This is a genomic window from Streptomyces sp. TE5632 (genome assembly GCF_054061295.1).
Genome location: NZ_JBSSEA010000002.1, coordinates 569,079 through 590,860, shown reverse-complemented (window position 1 = coordinate 590,860; position 21,782 = coordinate 569,079). Strand labels below are relative to the sequence as shown.

The 21,782-nt window shown below is 71.1% G+C and carries 18 protein-coding genes; 9 read left to right on the top strand and 9 right to left on the bottom strand.

The genetic code is table 11. The annotated features are described in order from the left end of the window. Positions 1–22: 22 nt before the first annotated feature. A complete protein-coding gene (locus tag ACVW19_RS04755) occupies positions 23–391 on the bottom strand; it encodes a hypothetical protein (RefSeq protein ID WP_457456854.1) in 369 nt (122 codons plus the stop codon). Between the two features lie 110 nt (positions 392–501). On the opposite strand from ACVW19_RS04755, the gene ACVW19_RS04750 reads away from it, so the two are divergent. Both ACVW19_RS04750 and ACVW19_RS04745 read left to right on the top strand, forming a co-directional pair. Next, on the top strand, positions 502–1,764 hold the full coding sequence (locus ACVW19_RS04750; RefSeq protein WP_457456852.1) for an IS701 family transposase: 1,263 nt from the start codon (positions 502–504) through the stop codon (positions 1,762–1,764). Between the two features lie 340 nt (positions 1,765–2,104). Next, complete coding sequence (locus tag ACVW19_RS04745) at positions 2,105–2,752, top strand: hypothetical protein (protein ID WP_457456850.1); 648 nt, start codon at positions 2,105–2,107, stop codon at positions 2,750–2,752. A gap of 245 nt (positions 2,753–2,997) precedes the next feature. Here ACVW19_RS04745 and ACVW19_RS04740 read toward each other — a convergent pair whose 3' ends face one another. Further along, a complete protein-coding gene (locus tag ACVW19_RS04740; RefSeq protein ID WP_457456848.1) occupies positions 2,998–3,339 on the bottom strand; it encodes a hypothetical protein in 342 nt (113 codons plus the stop codon). Positions 3,340–3,677: 338 nt separating this feature from the next. Next, positions 3,678–4,517 carry a hypothetical protein gene (locus tag ACVW19_RS04735; RefSeq protein WP_457456846.1) on the bottom strand — a complete coding sequence of 280 codons (840 nt, stop codon included), beginning with the start codon at positions 4,515–4,517 and terminating at the stop codon, positions 3,678–3,680. Between the two features lie 352 nt (positions 4,518–4,869). Between ACVW19_RS04735 and ACVW19_RS04730 the strand changes: the two genes are divergently transcribed. The 4 genes from ACVW19_RS04730 to drmC all read left to right on the top strand — a co-directional run bounded on the left by ACVW19_RS04730 (position 4,870) and on the right by drmC (position 12,993). Next, positions 4,870–7,194 (top strand): AAA domain-containing protein, encoded by a 2,325-nt coding sequence (locus ACVW19_RS04730; protein ID WP_457456844.1) that lies wholly within the window; start codon positions 4,870–4,872, stop codon positions 7,192–7,194. Positions 7,195–7,296: 102 nt separating this feature from the next. Next, positions 7,297–10,770 carry an AAA domain-containing protein gene (locus ACVW19_RS04725; protein ID WP_457456842.1) on the top strand — a complete coding sequence of 1,158 codons (3,474 nt, stop codon included), beginning with the start codon at positions 7,297–7,299 and terminating at the stop codon, positions 10,768–10,770. A 340-nt stretch (positions 10,771–11,110) separates the two neighbouring features. Continuing rightward, positions 11,111–12,235, top strand: a complete 1,125-nt coding sequence (drmB, locus tag ACVW19_RS04720) for a DrmB family protein (RefSeq protein ID WP_457456841.1) — start codon at positions 11,111–11,113, stop codon at positions 12,233–12,235. Then, a complete protein-coding gene (gene drmC / locus ACVW19_RS04715; protein ID WP_457456839.1) occupies positions 12,232–12,993 on the top strand; it encodes a DISARM system phospholipase D-like protein DrmC in 762 nt (253 codons plus the stop codon). Before drmB ends, drmC begins: the two co-directional genes overlap by 4 nt. Before the next feature lie 24 nt (positions 12,994–13,017). On the opposite strand, the gene ACVW19_RS04710 is transcribed toward drmC, so the two are convergent. Together ACVW19_RS04710 and ACVW19_RS04705 are read right to left on the bottom strand one after the other, a co-directional pair. Next, positions 13,018–13,506, bottom strand: a complete 489-nt coding sequence (locus ACVW19_RS04710) for a hypothetical protein (RefSeq protein WP_457456838.1) — start codon at positions 13,504–13,506, stop codon at positions 13,018–13,020. A 284-nt stretch (positions 13,507–13,790) separates the two neighbouring features. Continuing rightward, positions 13,791–14,183 carry a DUF5997 family protein gene (locus ACVW19_RS04705; RefSeq protein ID WP_457456836.1) on the bottom strand — a complete coding sequence of 131 codons (393 nt, stop codon included), beginning with the start codon at positions 14,181–14,183 and terminating at the stop codon, positions 13,791–13,793. A gap of 71 nt (positions 14,184–14,254) precedes the next feature. Between ACVW19_RS04705 and ACVW19_RS04700 the strand changes: the two genes are divergently transcribed. Further along, positions 14,255–15,046, top strand: a complete 792-nt coding sequence (locus ACVW19_RS04700) for a LysR family transcriptional regulator substrate-binding protein (RefSeq protein ID WP_457456835.1) — start codon at positions 14,255–14,257, stop codon at positions 15,044–15,046. A 26-nt stretch (positions 15,047–15,072) separates the two neighbouring features. Here the strand turns inward: ACVW19_RS04700 and ACVW19_RS04695 are convergent, their stop codons facing one another. Continuing rightward, positions 15,073–15,822 carry a DUF4142 domain-containing protein gene (locus ACVW19_RS04695; RefSeq protein ID WP_457456833.1) on the bottom strand — a complete coding sequence of 250 codons (750 nt, stop codon included), beginning with the start codon at positions 15,820–15,822 and terminating at the stop codon, positions 15,073–15,075. 563 nt (positions 15,823–16,385) lie between these two features. Here ACVW19_RS04695 and ACVW19_RS04690 point away from each other — a divergent pair. Beyond that, on the top strand, positions 16,386–17,438 hold the full coding sequence (locus ACVW19_RS04690; RefSeq protein ID WP_457456831.1) for a lactonase family protein: 1,053 nt from the start codon (positions 16,386–16,388) through the stop codon (positions 17,436–17,438). A 93-nt stretch (positions 17,439–17,531) separates the two neighbouring features. On the opposite strand, the gene ACVW19_RS04685 is transcribed toward ACVW19_RS04690, so the two are convergent. Beyond that, positions 17,532–18,455, bottom strand: coding sequence for a sirohydrochlorin chelatase (locus ACVW19_RS04685; protein ID WP_457456829.1), 924 nt, complete (start codon positions 18,453–18,455; stop codon positions 17,532–17,534). Between the two features lie 84 nt (positions 18,456–18,539). Continuing rightward, complete coding sequence (locus ACVW19_RS04680) at positions 18,540–19,628, bottom strand: N-acetylglucosamine kinase (RefSeq protein ID WP_457456827.1); 1,089 nt, start codon at positions 19,626–19,628, stop codon at positions 18,540–18,542. A gap of 94 nt (positions 19,629–19,722) precedes the next feature. On the opposite strand from ACVW19_RS04680, the gene ACVW19_RS04675 reads away from it, so the two are divergent. Continuing rightward, the gene (locus ACVW19_RS04675) at positions 19,723–20,439 is read left to right on the top strand and encodes a uracil-DNA glycosylase (protein WP_457456826.1); all 717 of its coding nucleotides are present in this window, start codon (positions 19,723–19,725) and stop codon (positions 20,437–20,439) included. Between the two features lie 161 nt (positions 20,440–20,600). Here ACVW19_RS04675 and ACVW19_RS04670 read toward each other — a convergent pair whose 3' ends face one another. Further along, the gene (locus ACVW19_RS04670; RefSeq protein WP_457456824.1) at positions 20,601–21,761 is read right to left on the bottom strand and encodes a WD40/YVTN/BNR-like repeat-containing protein; all 1,161 of its coding nucleotides are present in this window, start codon (positions 21,759–21,761) and stop codon (positions 20,601–20,603) included. Positions 21,762–21,782 lie beyond the last annotated feature (21 nt).

Sequence of the window (21,782 nt, the reverse complement as noted above, 5' to 3'; positions counted from 1 at the left end):
CCCGCCCGCCGCGGGCGGGTTCTCAGTGGTCGGCGTAGTGCCTTGCGAGCTGCTTGATCTCCTCGACCCATAGCTCCATGTCGTCGCCCGGCCGCTTGTACGGTGCACGCCGGGCCAGTTTGAAGAAGCCTCCGGACGGTCGGCCGGTCTCTTGCAGGACCACGAGGGCGGAGAGCAGCGGCAGCGATCCGTCCGGGCTCTCCTGGGCGGAGGCGTCCTCGAGCAGATGGGGCATGGGTCCCTCGTGGGCCGGGACGTGATGACCACGCCGGGTCAACTCCGTGCTGAGATCGCCGTACGACAGCGGTGCCGCACCCGCACGTGCCCGGTCCCGCAGGATCTCGACCACGGCGTCCAGTGCCTGCTCGTACTCCAGCGTGTCCTTCTTCATCGTTTTCTCCCCACCCCGGCCGCTCGTTCGCGAGTCGACTCAGAGCCTAGTAGGGCTTTGTTAGGTACCCCAACCGCTGAGCACCGGGTGAGGTGTGGTCTTCTGCCAGGGTGACACCTGAGGAGATGGAGACGGTCCGCCCGCGTCTGGAGGCGTTCGCCGCCCAGATGCTGGATTCGCTGCCGCGCCGGGATCAGCGGGCCAAGGGCGAGTTGTACCTGCGCGGACTGATGCTGGACGGCAAGCGCAAGTCCATGCAGCCGATGGCCGAGCGCCTGGGGGTGGACCACCAGCAGCTCCAGCAGTTCGTGTCCTCCTCCACCTGGGACTGGACCACGGTCCGGGAGCGGCTGGCCCGTTGGGCCGCCGCCCACATCGGCCCGGAGGCGTACGCCATCGACGACGTGGGCTTCCCCAAGGACGGCTACGACTCCCCGGGGGTGGCGCGGATGTACTGCGGCGCCTTGGGCAAGCGTGGCAACTGCCAGATCGGCGTGAGTGTCAACCTGGTGTCCGACCGTGCCTCCTCGGCTGTCGACTGGCGCCTGTTCATGCCCGACAGCTGGGACGATGCCACGGTCGGCGACGACAAGCTGCTGGCCGAGGCGATCCGCCGCCGCAGGCAGCGAGCCGGCATTCCCGAGGCCGAGCGGCACCGGGAGAAGTGGCGCCTGGCCCTGGACATGCTCGACGAGGCCCGCCAGGACTGGGAACTGCCCGATCTGCCGGTGGTCGCCGACGCCGGCTACGGCGACGCCACCGGCTTTCGCGAGGGCCTGACCGAGCGCGGTCTGACCTATGCGGTCGCGGTCAAGGGCACCACCACCGCTTACCCGGGCGACGCGGTCCCCCAGCGCCCGCCCTACGCAGGCCGAGGGCGCCCGCCCGTCCCGGCCTACCCGCAGCCGCACACCACTCTGCGTCAACTCGCCCTGGATGCAGGAAGGTCGGTGGCGCGGACGGTGACCTGGCGCCGGGGCAGCAAGGCCACCAGGGGCAACCCCCGCGCCGCGATGCGCTCGCGCTTTTTGGCGCTGCGGGTCCGCCCGGCCAACCGCACCATCCGCCGAGCCGCCGACGGCTCGCTGCCCGAGTGCTGGCTGCTGGCCGAGTGGCCGCCCGGTGCCGCGGAGCCCACCGACTACTGGCTCTCGACGCTGCCCGCCGACACCCCGCTGCGCGACCTGGTCCGCACCGCCAAGATCCGCTGGAGAGTCGAGCACGACTACCGCGAGCTCAAGGACGGCCTGGGCCTGGATCACTTCGAGGGCCGCAACTATCCCGGCTGGCACCGGCACGTCACCCTTGCCTCCCTCGCCCAGGCCTTCTGCACCCTGCTGCGGCTCGACCCAAAAGTCCCTGCGCCGGCCTGACCCTCTACGCGGTCCTCCGCGCACTCCAGGCCCTCCTGGCCACCTGGACCGGCGCCTGCTCGATATGCGGCCAACCCGCACCGACCCCGGAACCACACCACAGGACCTAACGAAGCCCTACTAGATGCCCTGCACGAAAATCGGCATAGGTGCACATCAGATTTTTGGCATCGGGTTGTGAACTCTGTCCACGAACTGCATACTGATCCGGACAAGTTCCGCCGAGCGAGGTCTGATTCGCCGCCGGTCGAGCATCTTGTCGGGCTCGACCGGGAGGAGCGAGCCACGCCCGTATCCGCACGACGGGCCATCCTCATCTGCAACGTTCTTGGGGTTCACCATGCGCATCACCCGCATCTCGACAGCCGCCGTGCTGTTGCTCGCCACGCTCACCGCCTGCGGCCCGGCCACCGAGACCGGCACGGACGCCAAGCCCACGGACCCCGCCCCCAAGGCGTCGGCCACCAGTGCCGATGAGGTGACCCGGGAGCCCTCGGCCACCGCCGAGACCACCGCGACGCTGCCGGACATGGTCGGCAAGGGGCTGCAGAGCGCCCAGGACGAGTCGCAGGCCGCCGGCTTCTACCACCTCACGTCGCACGACGCGCTCGGCCGGGGCCGCAACCAGATCCTCGACCGGGGCTGGAAGGTCTGCTCCCAGACGCCGGCGCCCGGCACGCACGCGACGGACACGAAGGTCGACTTCGGCACCGTCAAGCTCGAGGAGACCTGCCCCGCGGGCGGCGACCAGAGCGAACCCGAGAAGGCCGACTCCGCCATGCCGAACTTCGTGGGGAAGTCCGTCAAGGTCGCCCGCCAGGCGCTCGACGGTTCCACCAGCATCACGGTCGACGACGCGTCCGGCCAGGACAGGATGGTGCTCATCGAGTCGAACTGGCAGGTCTGCTCGACCGATCCGGCGGCCGGGGCGCAGCTCGACGGGCAGCCGGTGACGATCGGAGCCGTCAAGTTCGGCGAGAGCTGCTGACGCTGGCGAGCTTGCGACCTGGGTGGAGATGAATGCCGAGTGGACACCCGGGAGTGTGGGCCGGACCCCGGCAAGGGCCGGTCCGCACGCGTCTTGAGGGAGCCGCTCGCGCCAGGAGGAGTGTCCCTGGCGCAAGACGCCCCGTTCCTGCCGACGGGACGGTCCAGCCCGTCGGGGTCCGGACGAGGCGGAACTGGCGTCGAAGAACGTCTGTTCCCCGAGCGGGCCTTCGGTCCGAACCGTGCTCAGCGGGCTGAGGTGACAACGCGCCAGTGCCACGATTCGCGTTCGTAGGTGCTACCGAACTCGGCGACCGTCACGAAGTCCTTCATCCACCGCCCACGTCCGTGGTATTTCGCCCGGCACGAACAAGTGCAGTACGGTCCGCGGGCGTTCTTGCAGCGGGCGTTGCACCTCTCGCGCGGGCTGTACTCGCGGCCGAGTGCCAGATGCCGGTAGCGCCCCAGGAGCTTGCCGGCAAGCATCAGGAAGTGCCCCTTCGGTACCGTCCAACACCCGCGATGCGGGTCCCATATCGGACGAGTGGCGGTCGTCATCATGGTGTTGATCGCGGTGATGTGTGCCAAGGAAGTGGTGTAGGGCAACCAGAGGCGAACAGGCCCCGAGGCGGGGAGCGCTACTGAGGCCAAGTGCCTCTGCTCCCAGGGGGGTAGCCAAGCAGGGACGGGAAGGTCTTTGGCTGGCTCGGGTCGTTGCTCCGGAGGCTCGGTGCCGGTGCTTGTCTTCTGCGTGGAGCGTAGAGGTTCTCGGCCTTCTCCTCTGCAACCGAGCGTGCTGTACGCGGTCAGGCGGTGCGGTGCCACTCGGCCCTGACCGGTAAGTGCTACGGGCTGAGCGCAATGGGGGCACAGGTACACGGCGCTCCTCCTTGACTGTAGAGCGGTGAATCCCGAGGGCGGCGATGTCAGACGCCGGCGTCTGACCGGATGCTTGCCGGGTGCCCCGAGATTTTGGGCATCGTCTCGTTGGGGGAGCGGCGCAGGAGCTTCATGCTGCGGCCCTCGTGCCATGCGTTCCAGGACTTGAGGTAGTAGAGAAGATGCTCGCGCGAGTCGTCGCGGCGACGGTGAGTCCGGCCCGCGGCCAGGCTGAGCATGGTGTTGCGCAACGTGAGGCGAGGGTCGCCCGGTTCCAGTCGAGCGCCGGTCACGACCCCTTCCCTCCAGTCGGTCTGATCGATGTCGGGTCGCGCCTCGCTGGTGATGTACCAGCCGATGGTCGCCGCTGTGACGGTGATGCGGCAGGCGCGGTTGAGCGCGATGCCGGGATGAAGCGCGTCACGGATGCCGGGGTGCTTGTCGAGCATGGTCAGCAGCTGATCGTTGCTGGTGACCGATGAGCCGCCGCTCCACGACGAGTTGGGCGCGTTCAGGTAGAGGTGCAGGCCGCGCAGGGCCGCCGCCAGGTGCGTGGCGTTGGCCTCGCCCGCGAGGGTGAGCGTGTCCCGGCCGGTGCGCTTGCGTCCGGTGTCCATCACGGTGAACGCGGTGCGCGGGACGCCGTGGGTGACGGTCAGGGGCACGGTGATTCCCGCCTTGGCGATCGCCGCGAGGCGGTGCTGGCCGTCGATGAGTACGCCGTCCTCGTCGAAGGCGATGCCCTGATGCGTCAACTGCCACTCGCCGCGCTGGATTCGACCGGCCAGCTGCTGTACCGCGGCCTTGCTGAGCGGTCGGTTGCTGGTGTTGTGGGTGAGCCATTCCGCTGCCAGCTCCGGACTGACGTCAAGCACTTCCATCTGCATGGCGCGTGGGCCTCTCTGCTGGGCGGCTGGAGGTGTTCCGAGTGATTCCAAGAGCATCTTGATGGATTCATGTGAACAGAGTCAATAGCTGCAATTGCTTGTTTCGTGGACGTCGGCGCGATTTCATGGGGTGCGGCAGGGCCTGAAGTCGATCTTCTGGGCGGTTCGGTGGCTTATCGGGGCGATGTTCTCGGTGTGGCGGCCCTCGCGGGGGCTGCTGCTACGCTCTGTCCGTGTGCTCAGTTCACACTCAAGTCAAGGCGCTGGGGGCGCCGTGTGCGTACTCGGGTTGACCGGGGCGGGATGACACCAAGGGCCACACGTGTGGTCGTGAACAGCAGTGGGGTGGCGTGTGAGCCAGGGTGAGTTCGGCCTGGGTGACGGTGTGTGGCCGGTCGGATCCGTCTATCAGTACGACGACGGGTTGCATGTGCGGGTGGACGACGTCGTGCCGTACGAGCTGGTCGATCCCGAGGACTCCCACGGGTACCGCCAGGGTGACGACCTCGTCCGGTGCACTCTGTACCTCTCCAACGGCACGGCCCGCCCCGTCGACGTGGAGGGCATCACCCTGCTGGTGCGCGGCGGGCCCTACGGCAAGACGGGGCGCCAGGTGGAGGACTACCGGACCGAGCTGCTCGACGACGGGCTCGAAGGCACCCTGCGCAAGGGGCGCCGCATGTCCGCGACCTGGGCCTACAGCATTCCGGCGGGAACCGCCGCGGAACTGGACATCGAGGTGCGGTTCCCGTACGACCACAAGCGCGAGAGCGTCACCTTCACCACGGTGAGGGCCACGGCGCCCACACCCGCACCGGCGGGACGGCTGCCGGACCAGGCGCCGCTGTCCGGCGAGCAGCAGCCGTCCCTGTTCACCGGCGCCGACGTCGACCCGGACCACGACCCGGCGGACAGAGACGGCGACGGTGGCCCGGTTGCCCGGAAAGGGAGTCGCGAGGCGGCTCGTACCGCGCTCGGGGCCGTACCGCCGCGGCCGAAGGGCGCGGACCCTCGCCTGACCACGCCCCTCGTGACGCCACCGACGGGCGCGGAGGCGCCGACCGGGCCCGCCCCCCGGGCCCAGGACCCCTCCTCCGGCGAACTCGACGCCACCCGAGTCCGTCAGATCTTCCGGTTCCTCGCCGAGGCTGAGGAGTCCAAGGCGCGGCCCGTCCGCACGCTCGACGGCGCCGCCGGCACCGTGTGGTTCGAGGAACTGCCGGACGCCCCCGAGGTCACGGTGATGCTCGACGGGGTCCTCGACCTCGGCGACGAACCGGCCTGGCTGACCCTCGAGCGCCCCGAACGCGAGGACGCCCCGCAGCCCAAGCCCCTGCTCGCGCCCTGGATCGGCGAGACCCGCATCCGCGACTTCAAGCAGACCCGTGCCCCGCACCTGCGCCGCCGGATCGAGCCGGAATTCCCGGACTGGTCCCGGGGCATCCCTCTCGACAAGGCGTACCACGAACTCGACGACCACCCGAAGCGGGAGAAGATCGAGAAGCTGTACGCCGCCTGGGAACAGGAGTGGCTGGCCTGGGCCGAGCGGCGGCGCGCCATCGACCCCGTCGTCAAGCTGTACGACCGCCTGCACAAGATGCACGAGGACGCCGCCAACCTCGGCGAGGCCTACGAACTCGTCCTCGGGCTCGGCCGGCTGACCTGGCAGACGACCAGTGGCCAGCGTGTAGAGCGCCACCTCGTCACCCACCGTGCCACCCTCCGCCTCGACCCGGCCACCGGCACCCTCACGGCCGCCCCCGACCCGAGCGGAGTGGGCCTGGAACTGGAAGAGGGCATGCTGGAAGGCGCCCAGCACGTGCCCGGCGCGGTGCGCGAGCAGATCGTCGGCACACTCGAGGGGGCCTCCGACGTCACCGACCCCGCACACCTCGACGCCGTGCACACCGCACTGCGCAGCTGGGTCAACGCGACGCACAGCGCGGGCAGTTACTCGCCGACCGTGGAACGCGCCCGGCCGCGCACGCTGGACGTGCCCCAGGTGGGACTCACCCCCGCGCTCGTCCTGCGGGAGCGCAACCGCCGGTCGACGATGGACGCCCTCAAGGCCATCGCGCGTCAGATCGACGCCGGCACACCGTCCACCGAGCTGCTCGGCTACATCGCGGGCCGCGACGGGGCGCTGACCGCCGCCGACCTCGCGGCGGCCGAGGACGACGGCGCGGACGCCGGTGCAGGCGAGATGTACTTCGCGCTGCCCGCCAACGAGGAGCAGCGCACCATCGCCGAGCGTCTGCGCGCCAACCGGCTCGTCGTGGTGCAGGGCCCGCCCGGCACCGGCAAGACGCACACCATCGCCAACCTCGTCACGGACCTGCTCGCCCAGGGCAAGCGCGTCCTCATCACCAGCCACACCCCGCGCGCCCTGCGCGTCCTGCGGGACAAGTTGCCCGAGAGCATCCGCGACCTGTGTGTGAGCCGCACCGAGGACGGCGCGGCCGCCCAGCGGGAGCTCGAGGCGTCGGTACAGAGGATCCTCAGCGAGTACGCCGGTTACGACCCCAACGCCTCGCAGAGGGACATCCGCACGCTCCAGGCACGGCTCGCCACCGCCCGGTCGGCCCAGCAGACCATGCTGCGCGATCTCGCCGTACTGCGCGAGCAGGAGACACACCGCTTCGAGGAGGAGATCGGCGACTATGCCGGCAGCCTGTAGGAGATCGCCGAGCGCCTCACCGCCGAGACGGAACGGTACGACTGGCTCGGGCAGGTTCCCCGAGAACAGCCCTCCCTCACCGCCGACGACGCGCTGAGGCTGTTGCACACCACCCGCGCCTTCACCCCGCACCACCGCGCCCTGGCGGCCGAGGTGCCCGGTCCCTCCGAACTGCCCACCCCCGGTGCCTTCGAGGAAGCCGTGACGGTGGTGCACTCCGCCGAGGAGGCACACGAGGCGGTGCGCCAGGACCCGCTGAGCCGGCAGTACGACACGGCAGTGCGCGGACTGAGCGAGGCCGAACAGCAGCGCCTGACGACGGCCCTCGACGCGTTCTCCGCCGCCAGGGCGCGGGCCGCGTCCCTGGCGGCCGCCGCCGACGAGTGGGCCGGGGCCCTCCTCGGGGAGGTGACCGCAGGGCAGGACTGGCAGGCACGCAGCCGGCACGCCGCCGTCACCGACGCCCTCACCGCCCTCGAGGCCTCGCTCGCCACGCTGGGCACCGCGATGGTCAGCGGCCTGGAGCAGTACGATCCGGCCACCGCGCTCGGCCAGGCCACCACCCTGCACGACGGGCTAGTCCAGGGGCAGAAGCTGCGCGGACCGCTCGGCACACGCTCGAAGCTGGCCAAGGCCGTCGGCGCGTTCGTGCAGGCCGTGCGGGTCGACGGGCGGACCCCCGAGGACCCCGCCACGGCGGCGGTCGTCGTGGCGCGTGTCCAGCTCGAGCTGCGCCTGGCCCAGGTGGAGGCCGAGTGGGGCACTCCCGCCGGAGCCTGGCAGGGACACGGTCCGCGACTGGCACGCCTGCGGCAGGACGCCGAGATACTGCAGGCACTGCTCACCGTCGCCGCCGCCCGCACCGACGTGCTCACCGCAGCCGCCACCTCGCCCGAACTCGCCGTCGCCACCTGGCACGACACCTCGGTCGAGAACGCCGTACGCGCCCTGTTGCGCGCGGCGACCACGCTGCGTGCCGCCGAACGGTCGCGCAAGGTGATCGTCGGCGCCGAGGAACTGCTGCGCACCTGGAGCGACCGGCCCGGCGTAGCCCCCGCCGTCACCCGCGCCCTCGACGCCGTGCGGGCCCAGGACCCGCAGGACTACCGGGAGTTCAGCGAAGAGATCGCCGAGGTCCGGGAGGCCGCCCGGATGCGTGCCGAGCAGCACGCCGCACTCACCCGCGTGCGGGAGGCGTTCCCCTCGCTCGCCGAGCGCATCACCGGCTTCCCGGAGGACACCGCGTGGGACGTCCGGCTGCCGCTGCTCGCCGAGGCCTGGGCCTGGTCGGCGTGGCGCGAGCGGATGGAGCGGCTGACCGACCCGGAGGCCGAACGCGCGCTGCGGCGACGGCTGACGGAGGCCGACGACGAGGCACGCATCATGCTCGCCCGGCTCGCCGCAGCCCGCGCCTGGCACCGCTGCCTCGGACTGCTCACCGGCGACCAGTCCCGCGCCCTCAGCGCATACCAGCAGGCCGCCCGCCGCATCAAGGGCAAGTACCAGCACCGCTACCGGCGCGACGCCCAGGCGGCACTGCGCAAGGCGCAGACGGCGGTGCCGGCCTGGATCATGCCGCTGCACCAGGTGGCGGAGACCGTGCCCATGGACAGGCCCGGTATGTTCGACGTCGTCATCGTCGACGAGGCCAGCCAGTCCGGACTCGAGGCCATGCTGCTGAGCTGGCTCGCCGACCGGATGGTGATCGTCGGCGACAGCAAGCAGGTCAGCCCCTCCAACGTCGGCCTCAAACAGGACGAGTACTTCCACCTGAGGGACCGGCTGCTCACCGCGCTCGAGCCGGACGTCCGCAGTCTCTTCGGTCCCGATTCCAGCTTCTTCGACCTCACCGAAGCGCTCTCCGCGGGCCGCGGCACGCTCATGCTGAAGGAGCACTTCCGGTGCATGCCGGAGATCATCTCCTTCTCCAACGACCTCTGTTACAACCGTCGGCTCCTGCCGCTGCGGCAGTACGGCGCCGACCGGCTGTCTCCGGTCCGCACCGTGTACGTCGAGGACGGTGAAGCCGTCGGCGGCAACGACCGGCTGGTCAACACCGCCGAGGCCGAGGCCCTCGTCGACGCGGTCGTGCGCTGCTGCGCCGACCCCGCGTACGAGGGGAAGACCATGGGCGTCATCAGCCTTCGTGGTGCCAAGGGTCACCTGACGGAACTGGAGAACCTGCTCGCCGAACGCCTCGACTACGACCAGCGTGAGGAGAGGCGTATCCGGGTCGGCGACGCCGAGGACTTCCAGGGCGACGAGCGGCACGTCATGTTCGTCTCCTGTGTCAACTCGGCCGCCACCGCCGCCGGGACCGTACCGGGCGGCTTCAACGGCAAGACGTACGAGCAGCGGCTCAACGTGGCGGCCTCCCGTGCCCAGGACCAGGTGTGGGTGTTCCACAGCGCTCGCCCGGAGCAGTTCCACGAGAACGACCTGCGCCGGCGGTGGCTCGACCACCTCACCCGGCCCGCGGAGGAGGACACCGTCGCGGTCGAGGGCGAGGTACGGCCCGACGTGCGCCACGAGGCGTTCGACAGCCTCTTCCAGCAGAAGGTGTACCTGGAGCTGACGGACCGCGGCCACCGCGTGCGGCCCGGCTACCGCGTCGGCCGCCACAGCATCGACCTGGTCGTCGAGGGCGGTACGCGCAGACTGGCGGTCGCCTGCGACGGCGACGCCTTCGCCGACGGCGAGGACGCGTCCACCGCCGCCGCCCGCCAGCGGGACCTGGAACGCGTCGACTGGACCTTCGTCCGGATCCGCGGCAGCCGTTTCCACCTCGACCGCGAGCAGGCTCTCGCCCCGCTCTGGGCGGAGCTGGAACGGCTGGGCATCGAGCCGCTGCCGGCAGAGCCGGAGGGGCCCGGCTCTCCTGCCGACGCGGTGGACGCCCAGGCCGTGCCGGCCGACGGTCCGAACGAGGACGACGGGGTGGGGGAGCAGCGGGAAGACGACGGCCGGCACGGCCCGGGCCCGGCGCTCGATGTGGTGCCGGAGGCAGCGATGGCCTACGCCGCCCTGCCCGAGGCTCCGCGTGTGTCCCGGCCGGCCCCTGCCGGAGAAGCTGCCACGGAGCCCGTGCCTCGTCCGGTGGCCCCCCTCGCACAGGGTTCCCTCCCCGTCCGGGAGATACCCGCTGCCGCCTTCCAGCGGCTGGTGCGCGAGATGCAGGAGCTGCAGGCCGCCATCGACACCCCGGACGAGACGCCTGTCGATGCGGACGCGGCGAACCTCGTCTTCCTCAGGAAGACGCAGGCCGATCAGCGAGAGCGCCGCACGAATCGGCTCGGCTTCCTGCGGACCTTCCTCGACGGCGTGCGCGTCGGCCAGGAGGAGGGGACGCCGAAGGCGGTGCACCCCGGTGCGCTGCTAGTCCTCGAGTTCGACGGACAGGTTGACGACGAGACCCTTTACACCATCGCCGAACTGCCCACCGAGGACGCCGAGACCATTTCCCCGTCGTCACCGCTGGGACACGCGCTGATCTGGCAGCCCGCGGGGCGGAAGATCACGTACGACGCTTCGCAGGGCAGAAGTCACGAGGTCGTCGTTCGGGAGATCCGGGTCTGACGCTCACGGGGCGCCGAACAGGGAAAGGGGCCTCCCGCAGCGGCGGCCTCGGCGTCCATCTCGACGAGTTCCCGTACACCGCGTACGTCCACCACGGGCAGCCCTGCGCCAAGATCCCGAGGCCCAAGCTGCGCATGAAGGACCACGGCGGCAACCAGGCAGCCAACGTCACCATCGAGTGCGTCGCCTGCGGTGCGAAGCGCAACACCCGAGAGGCGATGGGGGAACGCGGGCGACGCCACCTGCCCCACTGCCGCGGCCGCCATCCGCACCTGGGTACCTATGAGACGAACGGCTGCGACCAGGACCCGGTCCTGATGGTCGCCGGCGCCTCCAACCAGTGGTTTTCCCCCTCACCCTCAGCGCGCTCGCGCTGCCCAAGGGACAGGGAGGCGACATCGACAAACCGCTCGACGACCACTGGCCGGAACTGGAGAAGGTCGAGGACCGGAGCGAGCTTGCCTTCATGGCGCGGCTGCCGCAGTTCGGCTTCCTCAAGGAGTTCGACGCGGACGCCGTCCTCGCGGTGGTCATGGCCCGTAAGCAGGGAACCGACGGAGCGGCCCCGTCGGCCCCCGACGTCCAGGCCGGCCTTTTCCGCCCCGAATGGGACGCACTCTCCGGCCCGGTACCCCCGCCCAGCGACGACTTCGCCCTCAGGCCCGTGTCCGTTCCCGCCCCGCTGGCCGAACTCTTCTCGGACATCCGTCAGGTCGAGCGGCTGCGCGAGGCACGTGCCCTGATCGGTTTCACCCGGCTCGACGCCCCTGATCCCGAATCACCGGAGATCGCGACCCGGGTCGACCTGTCCCGGGGCACGCAGAACTGGGTGCCGGCCAGCGAGGTCCGCGGAGAGGGCATCTTCCTGCGGGTGCGGGACGACCTCATGACGGAGTGGGCGGCCCGCATGGAGAAGTCGCCGCAGATGGAGGCGCACAGGGAAGCCTACGGCCGCTTCCGCACCAACCGGAGGTCGGACCGCAAGACCAGCGACTTCGACCCGCTCCACGGCTGGCCCGGTGCTCGCTACATCGCCCTGCACACTCTTTCCCACCTGCTGATCCGCACCATCGCCCTGGAATGCGGTTACAGCTCGGCCTCGCTGGCCGAGCGGATCTACGCCGGCGACGAACAGGACCCGAACACGGGAATTCTGATCTACACAGCCGTCCCCGACTCCGAGGGCACCCTCGGCGGCCTGGTCTCCCTCGCCGAGGAGCGAGAGTTCGGCCGGATCGTCCGCCGGGCCCTGGCCGACGCCGGTCACTGCTCGGCCGATCCGCTCTGCTCCGAACGTCTCCCCCACGACCCGGGTGACTACCTGCACGGAGCGGCCTGCCACGTCTGTCTCTTCGTCTCCGAGACCACATGCGAGCGCGGCAACCGGTTCCTGGACCGGCGTTTCCTCGTCCCGCTGTCGGGTGACAAGGAGCACGTACTGACACCGGTCGGCCTGCTGCCGTGAGCCGAAGTGGATTCGAGGCCGCGGCCGGGGCCGCCGTTGCCGTCCTTGGCCTGCCCCGTGCGAAGGATCTTGCCGGTCTGCTGGCGCAACGACGCAGCAGGGAACGATCACTGATCGAACTGGCGACTCCCGGAGTCGGCGCGGCCGTCACAGAGCTGTACGACGCGATGGAGACGGAGTCGGTCACCTTCGAGGAGGCAGCCGCCTACGTGCGCGGATATGTCGCCGCGATGACGCAGGCCCGGGACAGGGTGCAGGTTCGTACCGTGTGGAGCGGTCCTTCGACTTCTGCTGTACCGGTGAGGGCAACAGCCCAGGTGCTGGTCGAGGTCATCAATGACGCTCGTGCCGAACTGCTGGCCATGACGTATGCGGCCCGTTCGTATCCAGCACTGACCCGGGCTCTCGTGGCGGCCGCGGAGCGGGGGGTGCGGACGCACGTGGTGGTCGAGACGCTGGCCGGTGCCAGGGGATTACTCTCGGGCCGAGAACCTGCCACCGCGTTCGAGTCGGTTCCCGCCCTGCGCCTCTGGCACTGGGCACGTGATCCCGCCCGGACCCACTCACGACAGCACGCCAAACTCGCGGTCGCCGACCGCCGCACGCTCTTGCTGGGCAGTGCGAACCTGACCGAGTCCGCGGCACATCGCAACATGGAAGCGGGAGTTCTGGTCACCGGTGGCGAAGCACCGCAGCGGGCGGCGGAGCACATCGTGGAGCTGCAGCGCCTGGGAGTACTGCGGCCGCTTCGCCCGTAGAGGAAGGTCGCCTCGACGAGGCACTCACCAGCCGCCCGGCTCCGCCGGTTCCGGGCCGGGCGGGGTCAGGACGGCGAGGGTGCCGGTGGCTGTGCGCAGGGCCTGTTCGAGGGTGGTGGGGCAGTGCAGGGTGCCGGTGCCGTCCGGGGGGACGAGCCATTCCAGGCGGCCGGTGGGGCGGTACGGCGGGGGCACCGCCACCCAGGAGCCACGGCTGACGTGCCGCACGCCGAACCCGATCCACTCGCCGGCCGGGTCGGGCGGCAGGAAGAACCCGACTCTGCGTGCCGTGACATCCACCAGGGTGGGTCCGGGCACCTTCAGAGGATCGTTCCACAGGAGGTCCAGGGCGAGCAGGCCGAGCCGGTCGGGAACGCTCAGCACGTCCCAGTACCGCCCTGCGGCGAGCAGTGCCGTCCCCGTGCCGTGGTCCCATTCCCGTTTGCACTGCCGGGGGTCCCTGGCCGCCGCGGCCAGCCATTCGACGGCTTGTTTCCATCTGGCGCTCTGCATGTCCCACCCCGCGCACGGTCGGCTGCGCCGCTGCGGGCGCGTGCTGGTCACGGGCCGACGGCCGCACGGTCGTCCGCGCGCCGACCCGGTGTGCAGCCATGGTCGTAGATATTTCTATGTGCCGGAAGGGGTGGGGCGGGCTCGCGTTCCGTTGTTATCGCGTCACGCGGGGTCGCGTGCGCACGAGAACACCCCCGACGGGAAAGCCCGTGCGGGGGTGTTCGGGGTCGTTCGAGAGAGTTCGGTGGTGAGGAGAAGACGCGGTGGGGGGGGGGATCGGCCGGTCAGCCGTTGCGCTTCGCGCGCTCCTCGTTCCGCTGCTGGATGCGCTCCGCCTCCTTGCGGACCTCCGCCTGTGTGGCCCGTTCCCGCTCCAGCCACTCGGGGCGCTCCTCCCGGAGAGCGCTGATCTGCTCCGTGGTGAGGGGCTCGGTGATTCCGCCGCGGGCGAGACCCGAGATGGAGATGCCCAGCCTGGCCGCGACCACCGGGCGGGGGTGCGGGCCGTTGCGCCGCAGGTCCCGCAGCCACTGGGGCGGGTCCGCCTGGAGCGCGTTCAGCTCGGCGCGTGAGACGACACCCTCCTGGAATTCGGCGGGGGTGGCCTCGAGGTACACACCCAGCTTCTTCGCCGCGGTCGCGGGCTTCATCGTCTGGGTGCTCTGGTGCGACGTCATGGTGTCCAGGGTATCGACCGTGTGCGCGACCGCTGACCACGATCGGTGGACGAGGCCGGTAGCCTGGCCGGGTGACAGGCTCGGATGTGTCCCCATCGTTCCGGCTCGTGTACGCACCCGGGGTGATGCCCGGCAAGTGGGTGCGCGTCTGGAACGAGCGACTGCCCGGTGTCCCGCTGACCCTCACCCAGGTGCCCGCCGCGGAGGCGGGCGACCTGATGCTGAACGGGGACGCCGACGCGGGTCTCGTCCGGCTGCCCGTCGACCGGACGGTCTTCAGCGCGATTCCCCTCTACACCGAGCAGACGGTCGTCGTGGTTCCCAAGGACCACCTCGTGACGGCGGTCGACGAGGTCGCCCCCGAGGACCTGGCCGACGAGATCGTGCTGCACCCCCTCGACGACGTCCTCGTGTGGGACACCCTGCCCGGGAGGCCCGCCCTCGAACGGCCCGCGACCACCGCCGACGCCGTCCAGCTCGTCGCGGCCGGGATCGGCGTGCTCGTCGTACCGCTGTCCCTGGCGCGGCTGCACCACCGCAAGGACCTCACCCACCGGCCGCTCAAGGACGCCCCCGAGTCGAGCGTGGCGCTGGCGTGGCCCGAGGCCGCGACCACCGACTCGGTGGAGGACCTCATCGGGATCGTCCGAGGCCGGACCGTCAACAGCACCCGGGGCCGCACCCGGTCCCAGCCTTCCGCGCAGGAGAAGCGAGAAAAGCAGGAGAAGCCCGGGCGGGCCGCCGAGAAGGGCGGTGCCCGCCGGCAGCAGGCGGCAGGCGGGCCGGCCGGCCGCGGGCGGCGGAAGGGTACCGGCGGCGCACCGAAGAACCCGCGCCGGGGCAAACCCCGCCGCGGGTCCTGACGCCCGTCTCCCGGGCCCCGGGGCGTCTACTTCACCGTCGCGCCGGGGGTCGGCGCCGGGGAGACCGTGTTGAGGTCCTTCAGTTCCTCGGGGATCTCGAGCACCAGCACCGGGGCGCCCGCCTGCGGGGCCGGCGGCGTCACCTGCTCCTGGGGCATCTTGGGCGGGCTGGTCTGCTGGAAGTTGACCTGCTCGTGATTGACCAGTCCGGTCTTCTCCAGGACCGTGATGTGGTCGAGCACGGTGTCGTTGGCCTGGTCCGCCAGCTGCCGCACCAAGGTGTTCCTGGTGTTGGCCCTGACCTTGGCGATCACCGAGAAGATCTGGCCGTGCGTCACCCGCATGATGTTCACGGCCGTGGTGTCGAACTCCTTGTCGTTGGTGGCCTTGATGGTCTCCACGAACTGCTCCTGCTGGGGCGAAGCCTGGTTGGGCAGGGTGATGCCCAGCTCGAGGGAGATCCTGCGGCAGCTCTCGTCGAGCCGTCCGTGCCCCACGACCAGGTGCTCTCCCACCTCCTTCATCTCCGGCGTCGTGCCCCGCTCCATCGCCAGCAGGCCCAGGGGGTGCTCCCACAGTCCGGCGGCACGCACCTTGACCACGAAGTCACGGTCGGCCTCGGTCAGTTGGCCGTACTGCGTGTTGGCGACGACCCGGTCCTGGGTGGTCGATGTGTTCTGCACGCCCAGCATGGTGGGGTAGGCGAGCGCGGAGAGGGTGAGAACCATGGCTCCGCCCACGAACGCGGTTCCTGCCGTGCTGCGCGAGATGCGCATCGTGCCTCCTGGTGTATCAACAGCCCAACGCCAGGGAGTACGGATGGCAGTGGCGAAACAATCACCGTTCCGGAAGGAATCTTCTGCCGCCGGCCCCCGGTGACGACGTCCGGTGCGGCCGTGCGACACGGGGTGTCCCGGCTTGTGGACTCGGGCCGCTTACAAGGTGTTTTGTGCGGTACGGGTCATTCTGTGGCCGTTCATCCAGGGCGGCAGGGCAGTCGACGTCCGGGGGGCCGTGACAGCCCGCCCCCGTGTGACCAGGGCGTTCTTGCTGTCGAAGGGTGTTGCCGTCCGGATCCCGCCCAGCAGGGTGACGCCGTCGCCGCTCCGGGAGGGGTGGGAGACGTCGGAGCCGGAAGTGCCGAAGATCACAAGCGGCTCCGAGTGCCGGAAGCGGGCGTGCGGTACCTGAGCAGACGAACCGAGGGTTTTGGTCTAGACCTGGAGGGGTCGGCTGCTAGCGTCGCTCCGGTCGGGACGAAACCGGTCGGAGACCGGCGGAGATCGGCGGAGATCGGCAGGAGCAGCCGCGGATGGCCAGGAACCGGAGAGGATCAGGCGTGACGGACGGCAGACGGCGGGCGTTCATCGGATCGTTCACGGCGGCGGGAGGCCCGGGCATCGTCACCGCCTCTGTCGCCCCCGACGACGGCGCACTGACCGTCCTGGGCGCCCGGAACGATCTGCCCGATCCCTCCTGTCTGGCGCTCTCACCCGACGCAAGGACGCTCTACGCGGTCAGCGAGACGGCCGAAGGGGCCGTGGCCGCATACCGGGTGTCCGGTGCGGGAGCGGGGGACGTGCTGGAGCCGGTCGGCTCTCCGGTGCCGGTCCATGCGAACGGGCCGACCCACCTCTGCGTCTTCGCCGGACACGTCCTCACCGCCAACTACGGCTCCGGCAGCGTCACCGCCGTCCCCGTCCGCGGCGACGGCGGCCTGGGGCGGTCTGTCTCCGGGGTGTTCCGGCACACCGGCTCGGGCCCCCACCCGCAGTGTCAGCAGGGGCCGCACGCCCACCAGATACTGCCGGACCCGAGCGGCCACTGGGCGGTCGGCGTCGACCTCGGCACGGACTCGGTGCGGGTGTACACCCTGGCCGACGGCGCTCCCGCGCAGCACCGGGAGGTCGCGCTGCGCCCCGGCTCCGGCCCCCGGCACCTGGCCTTCCACCCGGACGGCACGCGTGCGTACGTCCTCAACGAGCTCAGCCCCACCCTGGTCGTCTGCCGCTGGGACGCCGCGGAGGGCGCGCTCCGGTCGCTCACCGAGATCCCGGTCCTGCCCGGCACCCCGGCGGGCGACGCCTATCCGTCGGGCGTCGCCGTCTCGCCCGACGGGCGCTTCGTGTGGACCGCGACCCGAGGCGAGGACGTGCTGTCGGTTCTCGCGGTGGATGGAAACGCAGAGGGGGCGGCCGGGCTGCGGCTGACCGCCACCGTGCCCTGCGGCGGTCACTGGCCCCGCGCGCTCACCGAGTCCCGCGGCTTCCTGTACGTCGCGAACGAGCGCTCCGGGGACGTGACCTGGTTCGCGGTCGACCCGGACACGGGCGTACCCCGGCGCGGCGGTGCGATCCCGGTGGCAGCGGCGTCCTGTGTGGTCGTCGGCTGAGAACCGCCACCTCGGCGGGTACAAGCCGAAAGGCCCGCTCCGATGGTCGGAGCGGGCCGGTTCGGCGTCGTACGAGCGGATGAGCCGCCCCGGTCAGTGCGCCGGAGTGCTCTGCGCCTGCTGCGGGGCGATACCCAGCGCGGACGTGTACTTGGCAAGGGCGAGCTTGCCGATCGCCGGGTAGGGACCCAGCGCCTCGGCGGCGGAGCAGCCGACCTCCTTCGCGGCCTCCTCGACCAGGCTCGCGTCGATCTCGGGACCGATCAGGTACGGCGCGAGAGCCAGCTGCTGCGAACCGGAGTTGCGCAGCTGCTCGGCCACCGACGCGATCGAACCCTCCTCGTCCAGGGCCGCCGCCATCACCGGCACGGCGAGACGCGCGGCGAGCAGCATGCCGGTGATCCCGGCCGCCTGCACGGCCTCGTCACCGCCCACGGAGGCGAGGACGATGCCGTCCGCGGCGGTCGCCACGGTGAACAGCCGGGCCCGGTCGGCGCGGGCCAGACCGGCCTCGGACAGTCGCACGTGCAGAGCCTCCGCGAGCAGCGGGTGCGGACCGAGCACATCGGTCAGCTCGGCGGCGACGCGGCTGTCCATCAGCGCCTGACGGACCTGGCGCAGCAGCGCGCTGTCCGGACCGGCGAGCAGCGGCACGACGACGGCGACGGGGCCATCCGGTTCCTTGACGTCCATGCCGGCGGCACGAGCCTGCTCGAAGCGGGCGGTGCGCTCCTCGGCGGCATGCGCGAGTACCGCCTGCAGCGTGGGAAACTCCTCGTCGTCTCCGTCGAGGTAACCGATCCGAGCGTCCAGGCCGGGGAGCTCGGAGCGGGCGATGCTCACGACCTCGTCCGCGAGGGAACGGGTGGCGCTGCTCGGAGTACCCGGCACGGCGAGGACGAGCGCGGGCGCGCCCTCGGGAGCCACCAGAGGCTCGGGACGGCGGTGCCGTCCGGGCTGGCGGGGGCGCGGCATTCGTACTGGCAGGCCGGACGCGGGCCCAGTGGGGGTGCTCATGGAGCGGAATGTTAGTGGTTTCCTGGGCTCCTCTGTTCGGGGAGGGTACGTCTGCGAGACATCCATCCGGATATGTCTGTTGTGTTATGTGTCGGCGTCGGGTGCGTCGAGGCCCCCTCCACCTGCCGGACTCGTCACGCACAGCATCTTCTCGTCACCCGGAAGGGTGAACGAACCGGTCGCGAGGTCGGTGGCGATGCACACCGCCCCGTGCAGCGGATTGCCCTTGGCCGCCACCCGTCGAGCCCTCGGCAGCCGTTTCGCCAACTCCTCGTCCAGGGGTACGAGAAGCGGGTCGCCCATGTTGAACAGGCCACCGGTGAGCGCCACCAGAGGCTCGACCGAACCCGAACCCGAACCCGAACCCGAACCGGCACCCACGCCCGGACCCGTCTCCGGGCAGACGGCCGCCGCCGAGTCGGCCATGTGCCGGGCGGCCGCCCGCAGGATGTCCGCGGCGACGGCGTCATCGTCGGCGCACTCCGCCACCCGGGGTGCGAAGGAGGCGAGGACGGCCGCCCGGTCGGTACGCGGATACAGGTGGCCGGGCAGCGCGGCCGCCGGACCGAACATCTCCTCGGCGCACTCCAGCAGCCGGTTGGAGCCGCCCTCCCGTCCGTCATGGGCGCGCAGCGCCGCCTCCAGGCCTGCCCGCCCGATCCACGCGCCACCGCCGCAGTCGCCGAGCAGATGCCCCCAGCCGTCCGCCCGGCGCCACCCGGCCAGATCGGTGCCGACGGCGATCAGGCCCGTACCGGCGGCGACCACAGCACCCGGCCGGGACCCCAGAGCGCCGACATAGGCGGTGACGGCGTCGGCGGCCAGTGCCACACGCCGTACCCCAAGTTCTCGGGTCAGCGCCCCCGGCAGCTCGGCGCGCAGCGCGTCCCCGAGGCTGGCCAGCCCGGCCGCACCGACGGCCGCCGTGTCCAGCCGCCCGATCCCGGCCTCGGCGGCCAGCCCCCGTGCCATGGGCACGAGTTGCTCCATGAGATGCCCCGGATCGATTCCCCGGGAACCGGTCCGCACCGGTTCACCGGAAGCGCCCCGGGCGAGCGGACCGCGCCCGGCGGCACCGACGACGACACGAAGTCCGGAGCCCCCGGAATCCACGGCGACGAATCCGGGCCCGGCGGACGGAGACACCGCGTTCCCCATCTCCTCGACGACCATGACGGGGAGGAACACTAGCGCCCGGACGCCTTCCGGCGCAGGGGCCGGACCGCTTGGTACGGGGTGTCGGTGCGAGCCACTAGAGTTGTCAGGCGTGGCACCAAGACCCTTGCGTGAACTTGTTGAGCCCGGCTGGGCGAAGGCCCTGGAACCGGTGGCCGGACGCGTCGCGGCCATGGGGGACTTCCTGCGCGCCGAGGTGGCGGCCGGCCGGACGTACCTCCCGGCGGGAGCGAACGTGCTGCGGGCGTTCCAGCAACCCTTCGACGACGTACGCGTCCTGATCGTCGGTCAGGACCCGTACCCCACACCGGGAATGGCGATCGGCCTGAGTTTCGCGGTCTCGCCGGACGTCCGGTCGCTGCCGGGCAGCCTGGAGAACATCTACCGGGAACTGAACGCGGACCTGGGCCTGCCCAGGCCCGCCAACGGCGATCTGACCCCATGGACCGAGCAGGGGGTCCTGCTGCTCAACAGGGCGCTCACCACCGCCCCGCGCAAGCCGGCCGCTCACCGGGGCAAGGGCTGGGAGGAAGTCACGGAGCAGGCGATCCGCGCCCTCGCCGCGCGGGGAGGCCCGTTGGTGTCGATCCTGTGGGGCCGGGACGCGCGCAATCTGCGTCCGCTGCTCGGGGACTATCCCGCCATCGAGTCGGCTCATCCCTCGCCGATGTCGGCGGACCGGGGCTTCTTCGGCTCGCGCCCGTTCAGCCGGGCCAACGACTTCCTGGTCCGGCAGGGTGCCGCCCCCGTCGACTGGCGGCTGCCGTCGGCCCACGAGACGGACACGGCGGTTCAGCAGGACCGTTGAGGCGGATTCCCGGGCCCGCAAGGAGGACGACCCGACGACCCGAGCCCCGCGGTGCGCATCTGACCGGTCCGCACCGCGGGGCCTCGGAATCTCTCTGGCCCTCAACCCCTCAACCGCCTCAACCCCTCAACCCCTCAACCGCCTCAACCGCCTCAGCCCCCTCAGACGACCGAGGCCCGCACGCACAACACGTCCGGCAGATGCGCCGCGAGCTGTTGCCAGCTGTCGCCGTCGTCGGCCGACGCGTACACCTCACCGTTACGGTTGCCGAAGTACACGCCCGCGGGGTCGGCGCCGTCGTGGCACATCGCGTCGCGCAGCACCGTGCCGTAGTGGTCGCCCTGCGGCAGGCCCGCGGCGAGCGGCTCCCAGCTCCTGCCCGCGTCCGTGGTGCGGAAGACGCGGCAGCGCCGGTCGGCCGGGACCCGGTCGGAGTCGGCGTTGATCGGGAACACGTACGCCGTGTCACCTCGATGCGGATGCGCCACCACCGCGAAGCCGAACGTCGACGGCAGACCCTCGCCGATGTCCGTCCACCGCGCACCCGCGTCGTCGCTGCGGTACACGCCCCAGTGGTTCTGCAGATACAGCCGGTCCGGTGTCACCGCGTCCCGGGCGACCTTGTGCACGCACTGCCCGAACTCCGGATTCGGATCCGGCAGGAACACCGCGGAGACCCCGGAGTTGGAGGGGGCCCAGGTGACGCCGCCGTCACGGGTGCGGAACACTCCCGCCGTGGACACGGCCACCGTCACCGCACGCGGATCCCGCTCGTCGGTCAGCACGGTGTGCAGACCCTCGCCGCCACCGCCCGGCACCCACTGGGAACGGGTCGGATGCTCCCACAGCGGACGGACCAGATCGAAGGTCTCCCCGCGGTCCTCCGAGCGGTAGAGCGCGGCCGGTTCCGTGCCCGCGTACACCACGTCCGGCTCCGCCGCGGCCGGATGAAGCTGCCAGACCCGCTCCAGCGACGCCCCCGTGTCCTTGGGGAACCTGACGGCGGGCCGCGCCGGTTCGGTCCAGGTGCGGCCCAGGTCGTCGGAGTGGAACACGGACGGACCCCAGTGCGTGCTGTCCCCGCCGACCAGCAGCCGGGGGACCGCGCCCCGGGTGTCGACGGCGATCGAGTACACCGCCTGGGCGTTGAAGTAGGGGCGGTCGTCGAACTCCCAGACGCCACCCCGTCGGCGCCCGATGAACAGGCCTTTGCGGGTGCCCACGGCGAGCAGTACCTCGGTCATGCCGATCACCTCCGCGACGTCGCCGACGCCCTCGTCGACGCATCCGTTCCAGACACCGGCCAGTCTGCACCCCACCACTGACAGTCACTTTTGGATCAG

Excerpts from the sequence above, each read along its gene's own strand:
- ACVW19_RS04755 (WP_457456854.1), bottom strand. The coding sequence starts at position 391 with ATGAAGAAGGACACGCTGGAGTACGAGCAGGCACTGGACGCCGTGGTC.
- ACVW19_RS04745 (WP_457456850.1), top strand. The coding sequence starts at position 2,105 with ATGCGCATCACCCGCATCTCGACAGCCGCCGTGCTGTTGCTCGCCACG.
- ACVW19_RS04735 (WP_457456846.1), bottom strand. The coding sequence starts at position 4,517 with ATGCAGATGGAAGTGCTTGACGTCAGTCCGGAGCTGGCAGCGGAATGG.
- ACVW19_RS04710 (WP_457456838.1), bottom strand. The coding sequence starts at position 13,506 with ATGCAGAGCGCCAGATGGAAACAAGCCGTCGAATGGCTGGCCGCGGCG.
- ACVW19_RS04705 (WP_457456836.1), bottom strand. The coding sequence starts at position 14,183 with ATGACGTCGCACCAGAGCACCCAGACGATGAAGCCCGCGACCGCGGCG.
- ACVW19_RS04695 (WP_457456833.1), bottom strand. The coding sequence starts at position 15,822 with ATGCGCATCTCGCGCAGCACGGCAGGAACCGCGTTCGTGGGCGGAGCC.
- ACVW19_RS04685 (WP_457456829.1), bottom strand. The coding sequence starts at position 18,455 with ATGAGCACCCCCACTGGGCCCGCGTCCGGCCTGCCAGTACGAATGCCG.
- ACVW19_RS04680 (WP_457456827.1), bottom strand. The coding sequence starts at position 19,628 with ATGGTCGTCGAGGAGATGGGGAACGCGGTGTCTCCGTCCGCCGGGCCC.